At 38.8% G+C, this 15,736-nt stretch carries 14 protein-coding genes, 8 tRNA genes and 1 pseudogene; 20 read left to right on the top strand and 3 right to left on the bottom strand.

Annotation, left to right across the window (positions count from 1 at the left end; genetic code table 11):
* The first annotated feature begins 57 nt into the window (after window positions 1-57).
* The 14 genes from E6X37_RS09470 to E6X37_RS09405 all read left to right on the top strand — a co-directional run bounded on the left by E6X37_RS09470 (window position 58) and on the right by E6X37_RS09405 (window position 8,395).
* Complete coding sequence (locus E6X37_RS09470; protein WP_004698101.1) at window positions 58-1,809, top strand: 2-oxoacid:acceptor oxidoreductase subunit alpha; 1,752 nt, start codon at window positions 58-60, stop codon at window positions 1,807-1,809.
* A gap of 1 nt (window position 1,810) precedes the next feature.
* On the top strand, window positions 1,811-2,683 hold the full coding sequence (locus E6X37_RS09465) for a 2-oxoacid:ferredoxin oxidoreductase subunit beta (protein WP_008602530.1): 873 nt from the start codon (window positions 1,811-1,813) through the stop codon (window positions 2,681-2,683).
* 205 nt (window positions 2,684-2,888) lie between these two features.
* Window positions 2,889-4,235: an MATE family efflux transporter gene (locus E6X37_RS09460; protein WP_058948081.1), complete on the top strand. Its 1,347-nt coding sequence runs from the start codon at window positions 2,889-2,891 to the stop codon at window positions 4,233-4,235.
* Between the two features lie 107 nt (window positions 4,236-4,342).
* A complete protein-coding gene (locus E6X37_RS09455; RefSeq protein ID WP_008714958.1) occupies window positions 4,343-5,230 on the top strand; it encodes a prephenate dehydrogenase in 888 nt (295 codons plus the stop codon).
* A gap of 124 nt (window positions 5,231-5,354) precedes the next feature.
* On the top strand, window positions 5,355-6,392 hold the full coding sequence (locus E6X37_RS09450; protein WP_215676339.1) for a nicotinate-nucleotide--dimethylbenzimidazole phosphoribosyltransferase: 1,038 nt from the start codon (window positions 5,355-5,357) through the stop codon (window positions 6,390-6,392).
* Complete coding sequence (locus tag E6X37_RS09445) at window positions 6,389-7,507, top strand: nicotinate-nucleotide--dimethylbenzimidazole phosphoribosyltransferase (protein ID WP_215676340.1); 1,119 nt, start codon at window positions 6,389-6,391, stop codon at window positions 7,505-7,507. Before E6X37_RS09450 ends, E6X37_RS09445 begins: the two co-directional genes overlap by 4 nt.
* 200 nt (window positions 7,508-7,707) lie before the next feature.
* A tRNA-Gly gene (locus E6X37_RS09440) sits at window positions 7,708-7,782 on the top strand.
* A gap of 5 nt (window positions 7,783-7,787) precedes the next feature.
* Window positions 7,788-7,863, top strand: a tRNA-Asn gene (locus E6X37_RS09435).
* A 3-nt stretch (window positions 7,864-7,866) separates the two neighbouring features.
* Window positions 7,867-7,942, top strand: a tRNA-Lys gene (locus E6X37_RS09430).
* Window positions 7,943-7,947: 5 nt separating this feature from the next.
* Window positions 7,948-8,022, top strand: a tRNA-Glu gene (locus tag E6X37_RS09425).
* A gap of 5 nt (window positions 8,023-8,027) precedes the next feature.
* Window positions 8,028-8,103, top strand: a tRNA-Val gene (locus tag E6X37_RS09420).
* Between the two features lie 3 nt (window positions 8,104-8,106).
* Window positions 8,107-8,181 (top strand) — tRNA-Gly (locus E6X37_RS09415).
* 7 nt (window positions 8,182-8,188) lie between these two features.
* Window positions 8,189-8,264: transfer RNA gene (locus E6X37_RS09410), tRNA-Asn, on the top strand.
* Between the two features lie 55 nt (window positions 8,265-8,319).
* Window positions 8,320-8,395 (top strand) — tRNA-Val (locus tag E6X37_RS09405).
* Between the two features lie 254 nt (window positions 8,396-8,649).
* Here the strand turns inward: E6X37_RS09405 and E6X37_RS09400 are convergent.
* Entirely contained in the window at window positions 8,650-8,973 is a 324-nt protein-coding gene (locus E6X37_RS09400) for a YnfA family protein (protein ID WP_004695177.1), read from the bottom strand.
* Window positions 8,974-9,126: 153 nt separating this feature from the next.
* Window positions 9,127-10,026, bottom strand: a complete 900-nt coding sequence (locus tag E6X37_RS09395; RefSeq protein WP_004695178.1) for a LysR family transcriptional regulator — start codon at window positions 10,024-10,026, stop codon at window positions 9,127-9,129.
* Between the two features lie 297 nt (window positions 10,027-10,323).
* Between E6X37_RS09395 and rpsD the strand changes: the two genes are divergently transcribed.
* A complete protein-coding gene (gene rpsD / locus E6X37_RS09390; RefSeq protein ID WP_004695181.1) occupies window positions 10,324-10,911 on the top strand; it encodes a 30S ribosomal protein S4 in 588 nt (195 codons plus the stop codon).
* 97 nt (window positions 10,912-11,008) lie between these two features.
* Here the strand turns inward: rpsD and E6X37_RS09385 are convergent, their stop codons facing one another.
* Window positions 11,009-12,214 (bottom strand): MFS transporter, encoded by a 1,206-nt coding sequence (locus E6X37_RS09385; protein WP_024061821.1) that lies wholly within the window; start codon window positions 12,212-12,214, stop codon window positions 11,009-11,011.
* A gap of 218 nt (window positions 12,215-12,432) precedes the next feature.
* Between E6X37_RS09385 and E6X37_RS10420 the strand changes: the two are divergent.
* The 5 genes and pseudogenes from E6X37_RS10420 to pgl all read left to right on the top strand — a co-directional run bounded on the left by E6X37_RS10420 (window position 12,433) and on the right by pgl (window position 15,726).
* Window positions 12,433-12,810, top strand: a pseudogene (locus E6X37_RS10420) (WapI family immunity protein).
* A gap of 157 nt (window positions 12,811-12,967) precedes the next feature.
* A complete protein-coding gene (gene rplM, locus E6X37_RS09380; RefSeq protein WP_004695186.1) occupies window positions 12,968-13,408 on the top strand; it encodes a 50S ribosomal protein L13 in 441 nt (146 codons plus the stop codon).
* A 20-nt stretch (window positions 13,409-13,428) separates the two neighbouring features.
* Window positions 13,429-13,821 (top strand): 30S ribosomal protein S9, encoded by a 393-nt coding sequence (rpsI, locus tag E6X37_RS09375; RefSeq protein WP_004695188.1) that lies wholly within the window; start codon window positions 13,429-13,431, stop codon window positions 13,819-13,821.
* Window positions 13,822-14,008: 187 nt separating this feature from the next.
* Entirely contained in the window at window positions 14,009-14,800 is a 792-nt protein-coding gene (gene fabM / locus E6X37_RS09370) for a trans-2-decenoyl-ACP isomerase (protein ID WP_004695189.1), read from the top strand.
* A 170-nt stretch (window positions 14,801-14,970) separates the two neighbouring features.
* The gene (gene pgl / locus E6X37_RS09365; protein ID WP_195394863.1) at window positions 14,971-15,726 is read left to right on the top strand and encodes a 6-phosphogluconolactonase; all 756 of its coding nucleotides are present in this window, start codon (window positions 14,971-14,973) and stop codon (window positions 15,724-15,726) included.
* Window positions 15,727-15,736: the final 10 nt, after the last annotated feature.

Below are 15,736 nucleotides of genomic sequence, written 5' to 3'. Positions count from 1 at the left end.
ATAGTAAGGTAGACTCTTGTCAGCAGTGTAATTTTTATCCTAAGGAGGGTGAATCTCTTGCAAAAACGTAAAGATTTTATCTGGAAAATGGGCGGCCAACAAGGTGAAGGTATCGAGAGTTGCGGCGAAATTATGGCCACAATCCTTGCTAAAGAAGGCTACTCTTTGTATAGCCAACGTTTATTTGCATCTCGCATCAAAGGTGGTCATACTACATTCGCATTGCGCGTAGCATTGGAACAAATTATGTCCATTGGTGAAGGGGTAGACTTCTTGCTTTCCCTTGATCAAGAAACCGTTGATATGCACGGTTCCGAAGTACGTGATGGTGGATATATCATCTGTGATAGTAAAGTTAATCCAGACTTTTCTAAATTTGAAGGTACAAAGATTAATTGCTTATCTTTGCCTATCTCTGAAACAGCAATGAAACAAGGATCCTTGTTGATGCGTAATATCGTAGCACTTGGAATGTCCGTAGCGCTTCTTGGCTTTGATACTAAGATGTTTAAAGATGCTATTACTGAGAAATTTGCAAAGAAATCCCAAGAGATTATAGATAAAAACTTGGCTGCTTTCGATGATGGTCATAGCCTTGTAATGGAAAAGTTAGGCGATGTTGAGATCGATACATTGCCAGCGCCTGGTAAGAAAGATCAAATGTTCTTATTAGGTAACGAAGCATGTGCTCTTGGTGCTATTGCAGCAGGCTCCCGTTTCATGGCATCATATCCTATTACGCCAGCATCCGAAGTTATGGAATACATGATTAAAACTATGGATAAGTTGGGCTCAACTGTTGTTCAAACAGAAGACGAAATCGCAGCATGTATGACAGCTATGGGTGGTGTATACGCAGGTGTTCGTGGCTTTACATGTACTTCTGGTCCAGGCCTTTCCTTGATGGCAGAATCCTTGTCTATGGCTTCCATGGCTGAATTGCCAATGGTTGTTATCGACGTTCAACGTTCTGGCCCATCCACTGGTATGGCTACAAAAGTTGAACAATCCGATATTGATGCAGCTTGCTACAATGCACATGGCGACTACTCTGGTATCGTAATTTCTCCAACATCTATTGAAGAATGTTTCTATGAAATTCAAAAAGCTTTCAACTTGGCAGAAATGTACCAATGTCCAGTTATCTTTATGCCTGACTTACAACAAGGTTTGAATAAACAATCCGTTCCTTCTTTCGATTTGAACCGCGTACCTATTAATCGCGGTAAAATGATGAAAGAAGCTGAGCTTCCTGAATTGGTACAACCTAACTACTTCAAACGCTTTGAATTGACTGAAGATGGCATTTCTCCGCGTACAATTCCAGGCATGAAAAATGGTCTATTCCTTTCCACAGGTTTAGAGCATAATGAAGAAGGTAAACCAGCAGAAGCGCCTACAATGCACGTAGCGCAAACTGATAAACGTTTCCGCAAATTGGAAACTGTAGCTGATAACTATGAACCATTCTTGAATAATGCTAAATACGACGAAGCAGATGTACTCGTTGTAGGTATGGCTTCTAGCCGTGGTGCTATTGAAGAAGCTGTTGCTGAATTTGATCAAGAAGGCGTTAAAGTTAATCACTTACAATTGCGCTTAATTAAACCATTCCCAGCAAAGCAATTACAACCGTTCTTTGATGCGGCGAAAAAAGTAGTTATTGTAGAACACAATAAAACTGGTCAATTGGCTAACTTATTTAAAATCAACATGCATAAGAAACATAAGATTTCTAGCTGCTTGAAATACGATGGTAATCCATTCACAAAAAGTTATGTGAAAAATGCGATTAAGGAGGTCCTATAATATGACAACAGCTAAAGATTACAGAAATGATATTCGTCCTAACTGGTGTCCAGGCTGTGGCCATTATGGGGTTCAAGCGGCGATTACTGATGCTGTAGTAGCGAAAAATATTCCACCAGAAAAATTAGCCGTAATTTCCGGTATTGGTTGTTCTAGCCGTATCGGTGGCTATTTCTATGCTTATGGTGCGCATACAACTCATGGCCGTGCGCTTCCTTATGCGCAAGGCGTTAAGCTTGCTAACCAAGACTTAGAAGTTATTGCATTTTCCGGTGACGGTGATGCCTTTGCTATCGGTATGGGTCACACCATTCATGCTTTTAAACGTAATGTAAACATGACATATGTAGTAATGGATAACCATGTATATGGTTTGACTAAAGGTCAAGCATCCCCTCGTTCTGACATCGGTTTTGTTACAAAAACAACTCCTCATGGTGCGTTTGAGTCTCCATTGTCCGTTTGTGAAACTGCGATTGCAGCAGGTGCTACATTTGTAGCGCAAAGCTATATGGTGAATCGTAAAGAGCTCGTTGATTTGATTCAACAAGCTATGGATCATGAGGGCTTCTCCTTCATCAATGTATTTAGCCCATGTGTTACATACAACAAACGCAATAGCTATGATTGGTTCAAAGAACATTTAGTAGCATTGCCTGAAGGTTATGACCCAACAGATCGTGCAACAGCGCTTAAAACTTTGGGTGATACTGATGGTTTGGTTACAGGCCTTATCTATCAAAATACATCTAAACCTTCCTTTGAAAAAGCAATGGCTGCAGCAAATGGCGGACCACATCCTCGTCCATTGACTGAAGATGTTGTAAAACCTGACCAAGCATTATTTGATAGTCTTTGCAATCAATTTAAATAATATTAGTATCGTACCCATTAGGTAGGATGCTGATTAAAGAAACGTGTCACTTTCGGGTGGCACGTTTTTTGTATGTACTATTTTATGAAAAACTATTTAGTATATTGCTTTCTGCGATTTGTCCCATGTGGTTATATAACGTGATATAATAAGGACATTGTATGATATTCATTGCAATTGTATCGTATTCATTGCAGAGGTTTTTATGAAAGCATACGAAAAGGGGATTAGTCTATCTATCTGGACTTTGAGCTGGCCTATATTTATTGAAGTGTTCCTACAGATGCTAGTAGGTAATATAGACCAATTGATGATGAGTCACTACTCGCCTCAAGCGGTAGCAGCGGTAGCTAATGCCAATCAAATTTTAAATATCTTTATTATGCTCATCATCGTCATGAGTACAGCTACGACGATTTTGATTGCCCAATATTTAGGAGCGAGAAACCAGTCCAAGCTATCAGAGGTATGTACGGTCAGCTTAATGATGAATTTTCTCTTTTCATCTATAGCGGCAGTATTCTTTATTACTTGCCATGAATGGATCTTTACATGGCTAGGTATACCACCAGAAACGATGAGTGATACGTCGATATATACTACTATCGTTGCTGCAGGGCTACCGATACAAGCGATGTATTATGCGTTAGTAGCCGTATTTAGAGGTCACTCATTAACACGCGTTACCATGTACATTGCCCTTGTGATGAATATCATTCATATTCTAACAAACTATGTATTAATCTTTGGACATGGTCCAATACCAAGCCTTGGTGTATTAGGTGTTTCTATTTCAACATGGCTATCTAAAGTCGTAGGGCTCGTGATTATTGGATATACTTTTAAGAAATTATTAACCTTAGAGGTAAACTTTAAATTCTTAAAACCATTTCCGTGGCATACGGTTAAATCTTTATTGCATATTAGTGTTCCTTCTGGTGGAGAAACATTGAGCTATCAATTATCTCAAACTACGATCATGAAAATGGTCAACATGTTAGGCTTAGCAGTTATTAATACTAAAGTTTATGTATCTGTTATCGCCATGCTTTGTTATGTATACACCATAGCGCTATCCAATGCTTCACAAGTTATCGTAGGTTTCCTAATGGGCGCTAAACGCCAAGAGGAGGTTACTAGTCGTGTATGGAAGTCCATGTATTTAGCGATTGCTATTAACGTAGGTCTTGCTACATTCTTCTATGTGACTAGTGATTTTGTTGTATCTGTGTTTACTTCGGCTCCGGAAATCCTAGAGTTAGCACATAATGTATTACTAGTTGAGATCTTTCTTGAGTTAGGACGTGCAATAAATATCGTTATGGTTGGTTGCTTGCAGGCTGCCGGTGATATTCGTACGCCTATGCTAGTGGGAATCTTTGGCATGTGGTTATGCGCCGTGCCATTATCGTATCTATTTGGTATTTACTGGGGGTGGGGCCTTGTTGGTATATGGATTGCCATGGCCGCTGATGAAATCTTGCGAGGTTTATTGTTTATATATCGTTGGTATAGCGGTAAATGGAGAAACAAGCATCTTATCGAAGCTTAATTTCATTCTCCCTAATTTTGATTTACAATTAGCTAAATAATAATGTAATATAACTAGCATTATATTGGAGAATAGACATTGCTAGTTTTACTTGAAAGTAGGTTTATATGAGTAAGACCGTAGGCATTATTGGCTTAGGCCTATTAGGTGGATCCTTGGCAAAGGCCTTAAAGGAATATACAGATTATGAGGTAGTAGGCTATGCACGTCGTCAAGAGGTCTGTGATGCGGCCATTCAAGATGGTGTGGTAAAAGCTGCGTGGACTGAAGTTGAGCCATTGATTAAGAACTCAGATATCGTTGTGTTCTCCTTGCCACCTGATACAAATGCACGACTTTTTACTGAAACGGCTCATCTATTTAGACCGGGACAAGTCGTAACCGATGTATCTAGTGCGAAGGAAAATTTTGTACGAGCCGTTTATGAATCGATTCCTAAGGGGACCGTTTTCGTATCTGTCCATCCTATGGCAGGATCCGAAAAGGGTGGGTATGAAGTATCTCATAAAAACCTATTCAAAGGTATGGGCTGGATCGTGTTAGAAGATAAGGCATCTGATGTATATAGTGAAGAAGTAGCTCAAGAATTAGCTGACATGGGTCGTGCCTTAGGGTCTCGTATCGAGTTTGTCGATATTTATGCTCACGATGCATATCTGGCTATGGTTAGTCATATGCCTCACTTATTGGCCTCTATTTTAACACAAGTTTCGGGAGGCGATGAATTGGGCGAATTGCGTATGAAATTGTCCGCAGGGGGCTTTAGAGACTGTACACGTGTGGCTGGTGGCTTACCATCTATGTGGCGTGAAATTATCTATGGAAATCGTCGTAATGTCATCGAAGGTCTCACACAAGTTGAAGCAGAAATTCAACGCGTAAAAGAGATACTTTTACAAGAGGATGACGGTCAAGAATTAGAAATCTATCTTGAACGAAGTCGCGAGATTCGAGGAAAGTTACCGTATTTAACTGGTCAAATCAAGGATAATTAAAATTACGTAGTTTTGTATCCTATAAGAGAGTAAATGTAACTGAAAAAACATGACATATATCTAGAATCGTGTATACTATATATCGTTATGAGTATGTAAATAGTATTATGTTAAGGGAGCTTTTATGAGTTTGTTACAAGAAACTTGTGGCGCTATTACAGGTCGCAGCTTAAAGATTGAACAACATATATTTAATAGCTGGAATGCAGAATCGCCGGTGGAACTATATGGTCGTCTTGTAGATGTTGTGGCTCAATATGGGGCGGCTACGAATCAAGAGCAGGTAACCGTGCCAAAACCATGTATGATTATTGCTTCTGCGGATCATGGCGTAGCTGATATGGGTGTCAGTGCGTATCCCAAGGAAACAACTGTTGGAATGACACAAAATTATCTAATCCCTAAAGGGGCGGGTGCTAATTCTCTAGCTAATTATTGTGGTGCTCAAATGGAAGTTATCGATATGGGCATTGATGCGGATATGAGTTGGGTTCCAGGCCTTCGTAGTCATAAACTTGGGATGGGAACGAAAAACTTTGTAGAAGAGCCCGCCATGACGCGTGATCAAGCGATTGAAGGTATCGAAACGGGCATTCGACTTGTAAAAGAAAAAATCGACGAAGGCTTTAATGTGTTTCTTGTAGGCGAAATGGGCATATCGAATACGACAGCTAGTGCTCTTATGACGGCTAAGTTTGCAGGACTTACCGCGGAAGAGGCGACAGGACGAGGAACGAATATTTCCGATGAACGACTCAAACTAAAACAGCGGATCGTTCATGATGTGCTAGAAAAATATAAGGATATTAGTAAGGATGATGCTCTTGGTATTTTATCGTCTGTAGGCGGTTTTGAATTTGCTTGTATTGTGGGTGTTATCTTAGGCGCTGCAGCAAATCATGGGTTAGTTATTATCGATGGATTTAATACATCGGCTTGTGCATTGGTGGCTAAAACATTGGCTCCAAAAGCGATGGATTATGTGATGGCTTCACATTTATCTGCTGAAAAAGCGGCCAAATCTTCCTTAGAAAATTTAGGCCTTGAAGCCTATGTAGATTTAGGCCTTTGTTTAGGTGAGGCTTCTGGTGGATCCATACAAATGGGGATGCTAGATCTTGCGGTGCATATGTATATGGCCATTACAGGAGGTAATAAATGAGAACTTTCAAAGTTGAGCCGTTAGATACACAAGCAATGGAAACATGTCGATTCCGTATTGATAATTTGACAAAGCCTATCTATAGCCTGGCTACGTTAGAAACTATAGCGGAGCGTTTTGCAGGAATTTTAGGAGACCCTAAACCAAATCATTTGCGTCAAGGTGTGCTCGTTGTGGCAGCTGATCACTTGGTAGATGGACCGCAAAATGATCAACATGGTAGTGAAAGTTATGCTGCTATAAAACGCTTTAATGAGGGAAGAACAGCTACACAAGGGGCTGCAGCTAAATTAAATGCTACGGTACATGTGGTGAATGTAGGTCTAGAACAAGACACTTCTGATTTAGCAAATATTGAGCAACAGGTGATTCGAAAAGGGTCTCATTTCTTTGGTGTAGAACCTGTTATTTCTCGAGATGACTTAGAGCGTGCTCTTGAGCTAGGTTTTACCTATGCAGACAAATTACATGCAGATGGACTACAAGTGGTGGCGATTGGTAACGTAGGGGAGAGAGCTTTCTTAGATTCTCTCGTAACGACGGCGACGATCACAGGTTGTGCATATGAGGATATTCTCGTTCATAATGAATATGGACCTACGGTAGAGCAACGTGCTGCTCATATTCATTCTTTTGTAGATCGATTTAATATTTCTGTGGAGGATTGGTCTACTTTGAGTGAAAGCGAGCGCCGTGATGCGGTATTGCACTTGCTTCACGTAGCAGGTGGTTTAGATATTGTATTTTTAACGGCCTTTATCTTAGGAGCTGCTAGCCATCGCATGGCTGTAGTTTTTGATAATATAGTAACTGGTGCAGCTGTTTTAGCGGCGGTTACCATTGAACCGCTAGTTAAGGACTATGTGTTTCCGTCGGCTGCCTATGATGAGCCTATACATGATGAGCCCATACATAAGGAACAATGTCGCTTCTTAGGGGTAAAGCCTTATTTAGACTATAAACTGCTAATCGATGAAGCCTTAGGTTCAACTATGGGACTATCCATTATCGATGCATCGATGCATATGCTGAATGACATGAAAACGTTCATCGAAGCCGAAGTTAGCGTAGCTGAAGATGGAGCAGGTAAAGGTAGACAAAAGGATAAAGAATAACCCGTTTTAAAGGGGGATTGTACCATCTCCCTTTTTCTTGTGTGGACGATGGTCTTTAAACCAATATTTACTAGCATTTTATGGAAAAACCATTGACACTATATGTGTAAATTGATATTATTATATGGCAGCCAGGACGGACTTAATTCATCCTTGACGACAGATTGATAATTATGTTATAGTAATTATCGGTTCTGTATGCGGGAATAGCTCAGCGGTAGAGCACCGCCTTGCCAAGGCGGGGGTCGCGAGTTCGAATCTCGTTTCCCGCTCCATACATTCCTCGATAGCTCAGTCGGTAGAGCAATCGGCTGTTAACCGATCGGTCGTAGGTTCGAGTCCTACTCGAGGAGCCATTTGACTCACTAGCTCAGTTGGCAGAGCACCTGACTTTTAATCAGGGTGTCCCGCGTTCGAGTCGCGGGTGAGTCACCATTTCTGGCCCGTTGGTCAAGCGGTTAAGACACCGCCCTTTCACGGCGGTATCCCGGGTTCGATTCCCGGACGGGTCACCACATATGGACGATTAGCTCAGCTGGGAGAGCGCCTGCCTTACAAGCAGGATGTCGGCAGTTCGATCCTGTCATCGTCCACCATTTGCGGGAATAGCTCAGCGGTAGAGCACCGCCTTGCCAAGGCGGGGGTCGCGAGTTCGAATCTCGTTTCCCGCTCCATACACATTCCTCGATAGCTCAGTCGGTAGAGCAATCGGCTGTTAACCGATCGGTCGTAGGTTCGAGTCCTACTCGAGGAGCCATTTTTATTGGCCCGTTGGTCAAGCGGTTAAGAGATTCCCGGACGGGTCACCACATGGACGATTAGCTCAGCTGGGAGAGCGCCTGCCTTACAAGCAGGATGTCGGCAGTTCGATCCTGTCATCGTCCACCAAAGCAAACGGTTATCTTCGGATGACCGTTTTTTAGTATGTAAAAAGTACATATGGGTATAAAAAATACATATGGTCATGTAGATAAATAAAGGAGTACAACTGTTATAGTTGTACTCCTTTTGTTGTAATGCTTATATAGTTTTATGTAAAAAAATATATAGTTGCTATGGTTGTACTTTCAAAAATATATAGTTAGTTATTGTTATATCTAAAAATATAAATTTTATTATAGTCACATCTGGAAACTACATATTTAACGTGGCGCATACATGATGATATATACACCTACGAGACATACAAGGCCGCCGATGATATCGTACATATCTGGTCGCAAGCCGTCCACAAGCCAGCCCCATAGAATAGAGAGGGCAATGAATACGCCGCCGTATGCTGCATATACCTTACCAAAGCTAGCTTCTGGCTGGAAGGTAGGGATGATGCCATATAAGAATAAAATAAAAGCACCTGCGATTAGGTAAATAGGTCCTTTGTCGTCACGCATATAGAGCCATACGAGATAGCCGCCACCGATTTCCGCAAGTCCTGCTAATATAAAGAATAGAATAGATAAGAGCATAGTAACCTCACTGTATTCTTACTGTATTAATTGAAATCTATTCTCTATTCTACAACTTAGGATAAAAGAGAGCAATTGTTTTGTATAGATAGGTCATTTGTTGTTTATAGTAAAACCCCGTACACCAAAAGGTATACGGGGTTCTATTCGTTATTATAAACGTGGTGGTGATTCGCTTTGTACATAATCCATGAAGGTATGCATAGTTTCTGTTTTAGAATTATTCTTCTTAAATGCGAAGCACACTTGTAGTTTGAATGGTTTTTCTAAAGGTACAAAGCCATCATTGATGTTTAAAGAACTTAAAATTTGGCGTGCTACGATGCAACCAGATTTATTCTTTTGACAGTAGTCGATCATTGTATATGGATTGGATAGACGGCTACCGCGGATATGTAGGTTTTGTTGACCGTTCCCAACATAGTTTTTTAATGTGCGATACATAAAGTATTTAGGTGGATACATGAGCAGTGGTTGTTGCTGGATGGCTTTTAAACTCGCTGTTTCCATACCGTTCACTAAGTTTGGTGCATAGTATACAAATTCGTCTTCTCTAAGAGCGGTGGATTCGTATGCGGACATATCCTTATTATTTGGTAAATAGAGTAATGCAATGTCGATGCGGTTTTCGCGCAAGTCGAGCATCAATTCTTCTTCTTCCATATCGTAAATGCTGACAGAGAATTCAGGATGATTTTGGAAGAAGTGGGAAACGTAACCGTTTAGACGGATATCCCCAAGACTACGTAATACGCCAATGTTTAGAATTGGGCGTTCAACCTTGCTAGCCAAACGAATGGATTGGATAGCTCGTTCCAATGTGTCGAGAACTTGTTCTGCTTCTGGTAGGAATAACTCACCTTCTGGTGTTAAACGGCTACCTCTTGTGGAACGGGAGATTAATTTCACACCAACTAAACGCTCTAATTTTTTCATTTGAGCGCTGAAAGCTGATTGTGTAATATTCATAGATTGTGCAGCTAATGTAAAGCTTCCTGTTTTATTATAGGTAATAAAACTTTGTAGCTCTTGCATTGTAGGTAACTCTTTCATGTTATTCCCCCAACTTAGACATAAGACTCCAATGATACCTATTACCTTACTTATTCATATTGTAGCATACTATAATTGATTTTTCATCTAAATCTATAAAATATGATGAAACATGCACAATCGATATAGTGCGTCGTATTATCGTAAAAAAGTGTAATTTAAAATTGTGATTATGCACTTATTTCAATGACTTTCACAAGTATCGATAATTGACATAACTAGATGAAAATGATATTATACTTGGGTACCATTATGTGTAGGTACAGGTTTATTTTAATCTTATGAGGTGATAATCACATGGCAACGAGAAGAGAGGCTCGATTCAAACTTTGTCGTCGCTTTGGTGTGAACGTATTCGGTCACGCAAAAGCCTTGAATCGCGTCAAAAAAGACCAACGTCAGAAGAAAATGTCTGAGTATGGCACACAATTATTAGAAAAACAAAAAGTTAAAGCTTACTACAACTTGCTAGAACGCCAGTTCGTACGCTATTATGATAAAGCGAAAAAAATGCAAGGTGTTACAGGTCAAAACATGTTGATCCTTTTGGAACAACGCCTTGATAACCTTGTATATCGCATCGGTTTCGGTAACTCCATTCGTCAAGCTCGTCAAATGGTAAACCATGGCCACATCTTGGTAAACGGTCGTCGCGTAGACATTCCTTCCTTCTCCTGCAAACCAGGCGATGTAATCGAATTGCGCGAAGCATCTCGTGATAACGAAATGTTCAAAACTAACTTCCAAGAACTTCGTTCTTTCGAACTTCCTTACATTGAAAAAGACTTGGAAGGCTTCAAAGCTACTTTCACTCGTCTTCCTCAACGTGAAGAACTTCCTATCGAAGTTAATGAAACACTTATCGTCGAATTGTACTCCAAATAATTTGGCGCAAGAATCCGCAGTGCAACGCACTGCGGATTTTTTATATATTATGTGTGTATTATTTATAAAAGGGTAAATCAAATAATTATCATAAAATCTATCTTTCTTGGTTTAATCGAGTATAGCCTATTATAATAACTGTGCTTATAATTATCCCCAGTCCACATATAAAAAATATATCATGTAGCGGTAATATATTTGCTAAGTTTGTAAATATAGTTATTGATAATATTGATCCAATAGAGAAGCCTGTACTTACAGAACCGCTAGCTAATGTTAACTCTTCCTGTGAAAAAATAGATTGTATATATGCATGAACTAAAACAACGGCTGTAAATAATAATATTTCAGATATACTATATAGAATATAAAGTTGTTCTATTGTTTCTATATAGCCTATGCAAAAAATACTTCCTCCATATAGTATAAAAAGAGGGAACAAAACTTTTTTAAAACTCGTTGCTAAGTTAATAGTAAAATATTTAGCAAGAAGTCCAAAAATAATGAATGATGCCAATCTAGAGATTGTTTGTGTATATCCATACTGACTATCAGTTAAATGTAAGATATCTTTAATAAATATTAATAGTAGAATTGGAATACACATATAAAATATTCTAGCTAATATACCCAAATAAACTATAAAATTAATTTTTTTATTTAGGAATAATAATTTATATCCTTTTATTAAAAGTTGAATGCGGTCATATATGCTTTGTCTAATAGTTTTTTGGGAGATAGTTGAGTGTGATTGTATTCTCACATTTCTATTTAATCGATAAAGTAGGTAGGCTGAAATAATATAAGTAATTGCATCAATAACAAACACCATCGTTAAAGAGTAATTAATTATAACGCTAAATAATAAGGAACCACTTATCAATGCAAAACGATTAATAGACCGGAGCAGTGCATTAAATTTGACTAGATCATTTGTTATATTAGGTATAAAAGAAAGTCTAGCGATTCCTAAAATTTTATTATTAAAACCTATAAGAAAAGCTATGATATATACTAAATAAAGGTTATCTATGAAAACAAAAATTAATAATATAAAACCCGAAACTATTTCAGGAACTACCATAGACCACATTAAGCCTTTTTCTTTTACCAGTATCCCTAAAAATGGGCCTAATAACATTCCAACTAATAATGTTGCTATCGTAACTGCCCCTGTATTAAAGGGACTGTGGGTGGTATTAAATATATATGTTATAAAGCCTAGTGTTGTTGCTGTGCTTCCCATTGTCGAAAAAAATAGAGCACTATTTAAGAAAAATGAGTTCTTATTTTCTAGATTCATATTATCATCTCCTAGATTATAGAAGTACAGATATAATATGTATTGTTTTACAAAATCTAAACTAAACTTTTATCAATTTCTAATATTATATATTCATAATTCTATATAAATATATAAATTTCCTGCACAATATAAAGTAATATGTAATATAAGTAGGTTTCTGCTAATGAAAGATAATAAAGGGAACTATTCATTTTTATTATTTAGAGGAGATACTAATGGATTTTATACGTGTTGAGTTAGAAGAAAAATATTTTGCAGATGTTGAGCCTTGGGAAGAGTATATAGCTTTTAGTGTATATATCAAAAGTGGAGACTTTTCTGGTTGAGGTACATTTGTTTATACTGTAAATGAATTTAGAGAATTAATCAGTCAACTCAAATTAATATATATAACATTAGATGGAGACATTCGTATTGCTTATGATGATTCGGATGATTATGTCCATATTATATGTAAATCATATGGACAGATAAAAGTAGAAGCTCAATTAGGAGGCAGTTGGCGTGATAATTGGGTTAAACTTCTTCTTAATACTGATCAGACCGTATTGAATAAGGTAATACAGCAATGTAATTCTATATTAAAAAATTAATTTGATGACAGCATATAACCACTAAATTTTAATTGACACAAACCCATAAAATCTGTATACTATTTTGAGTAAGCTTTAGTCGTGTTTCCATTAGCCCCGGAAGCAAAGGACAAGCTGATTTTGGTAGAATTATGACGTTATTAGGAGGATATGCAGCATGAAAACTACATATATGGCCAATCCGAACACAATCGAACGGAAATGGTATGTTGTTGACGCTGAAGGTAAAACTTTAGGACGCCTTGCTGCCGAAGTTGCAAAAGTTCTTCGGGGCAAAAATAAACCAACTTTCACACCACACGTAGACACTGGTGACCATGTGATCGTTGTAAACGCTGAAAAAATTCGCGTAACTGGTAAAAAATTGGAACAAAAGGAATACTTCCGTCACTCTGGTTACCCAGGTGGTTCCCGTTTCACTAAATTGTCCATGATGCTTGAAAAACAACCTGAACGTGTTGTTGAAATGGCAGTTCGTGGTATGCTTCCAAAAAATAAATTGGGTGCACAACAATACCGCAAATTAAACGTATACGCTGGTCCTGAGCATCCACATGCAGCTCAAAAACCAGAAGTGTTAGAAATTTCCGTACGATAATCTAGAGGGAGGAATATATAATGGCAGTAGCACAATATTACGGCACTGGTCGTAGAAAATCTTCCGTTGCTAGAGTTCGTCTGGTACCGGGAACAGGTAAAATCACTGTTAATAAACGTGAACTTAATGATTATTTCGGTCGCCAAACTTTGGAATTGATCGTAAAACAACCTTTGAATTTGACTAACACAGTTGAACAATATGATGTTATCGCAACTGTAGCTGGTGGCGGTCCTTCCGGTCAAGCTGGTGCAATTCGTCACGGTATTTCCCGTGCGTTATTGGACGTAGATGGTGAACTTCGTCAATCTTTGAAAAAAGCTGGCTTCTTGACTCGTGACCCACGTATGAAAGAACGTAAAAAATACGGTCTTAAAAAAGCCCGCAAAGCAAGCCAATTCTCCAAACGTTAATATTTGGAATACAGGGTATTACACCTGCAGACAATGTCTGCAGGTGTTTTTGCATTATTAGATAATTTTTAATACTCAAGTCAGTTTAATTTTCATTCTTTCATTTACATCTATATTTAATTCTCCTATAATAGATATATAATAATCGAATTTTTTCGAAAATAGATTTTTATATAGGAGAAATCATATGATTTATAATACAATTCAGTACGTAGTGGACAACGGCATTGGTACGTTGACCTTTAATCGTCCAACCGTAGCCAATGGTTTTAATATCGAGATGTGCAAGGAGATCCTTGAGGTCTTAGATAAGGCTCATAATGATGAAAGCGTTCGTGCGTTGCTCATCAATGCAGAGGGAAAGGTGTTCTCTGCGGGTGGCGATTTAACAGAAATGGAGCGCGCTGTAAACGAAGGGGATACTGAGTCTTTATTTGAAATCGTTGAGTTGGTAGCTGAGATTTCTATGGCCATGAAGAAGTTACCAAAACCTGTTATCATGAGCCTTCAAGGGGCTGCAGCAGGTGCGGCATTTAATATGGCTTTGGCTGCCGATTTTGTTGTAGCAGCTAATAATGTACGCTTTATTCAAGCCTTCGTAAACGTAGGTCTTGCTCCTGATGCGGGCGGTTTATTCTTATTGACTCGCTCCATTGGTATGAACCGTGCTATGCATATTGTTATGACCGGTGAAGCCGTATCTGCTGAAAAGGGTAAGGAACTTGGCTTTGTGTATAAGGTTTGTGAATTAGAAGATTTAGAGACCGCTACAAGACGCCTTGTTGAAAAATTGGCAAAAGGACCTGCACAATCTTACCGCGTTATGAAGGAAATGATGTGGAATAGCTTCTTAGCAGGTTGGGAAGAGTACAAGAAGTTTGAAGTAGAAAACCAATGTGCATTAGGCCTTTCAGAGGACTTTAAAGAAGGTGTACGTGCTTTCACAGAGCGTCGCCGTCCTAAATTTGGTCAACAATAATATTGATTTATGAATATACGGAATGGAATTTTCTGTAATTCATAGGTAAATATAAATATAATTAGAACCGATGTGGCTCCAACTATCGAGTTACATCGGTTTTGCTTTCATTACACAGAAAAAGTGTATATAATAGAACTATTGAAATAGTTTTAGGAGGTCATTATTACATGGCTCAAGATACAATTAAATGTTATGACAGCCCTAGCGATGTAGTTCAAGCATTGGCAGAGGATTTTATTGCTTTCACCAACGAGGAAATCAATCGCACTGAAACGTGTGTTGTTGGTATTACGGGCGGGACTGTTATTAATGGTTTATTAGAATTGCTTAATTCCCCAGAATATATTGAACGCCTCAATTGGGAACGCATATTTTTTGTGTGGACTGATGAGCGATTCTTGCCGCAATCTCATGAGGATAATTACTTCAATCGCGTGAAACAGTACTTGTTGTGCAAGGCGAAAGGGGCGGCTCATTTCTTGCCAATCAATACAGATTCTAAAACTGTAATAGAAGCGGCAGCGGAATACGAGAAAGAGGTTAAGAATGTTCTCAAGGCTTGTAAAAAAAGTGGACTAGATTTGGCATTACTCGATCTTGGTGAAGATGGTCATACAGCCGGTCTATTTGCAGGCTCTCATGCATTGCGTGTCACAGATCAAGACGTGGTAGCCGTTGAGGATGGAAAGGTGTGGGAACGTATTTCTATGACCTTTTCGTTCTTAGCAAAATCTGATGCGGTTTGGTTTACCGTAACTGGTGAAAGTAAGCGAACTGCTTTGACAAAGGTATTGTATCAACGCGAAGATTACGAGGATTTACCTTGGGAAAAACGCATTGGTCGTGTATTGCCTGGAGCGGTGCTTTCACAAGAAGCTATGACCTGGTATGTGGACAAGGCAGCCTATGATGATGTACACTAAAGAGTATAAG

The organism is Veillonella parvula (assembly GCF_032550495.1).
In the GTDB taxonomy this organism is placed as follows: domain Bacteria; phylum Bacillota; class Negativicutes; order Veillonellales; family Veillonellaceae; genus Veillonella; species Veillonella parvula_G.
Note: the sequence above shows the minus strand (reverse complement) of the source record. Positions and strands in the feature narration are given on the sequence as shown.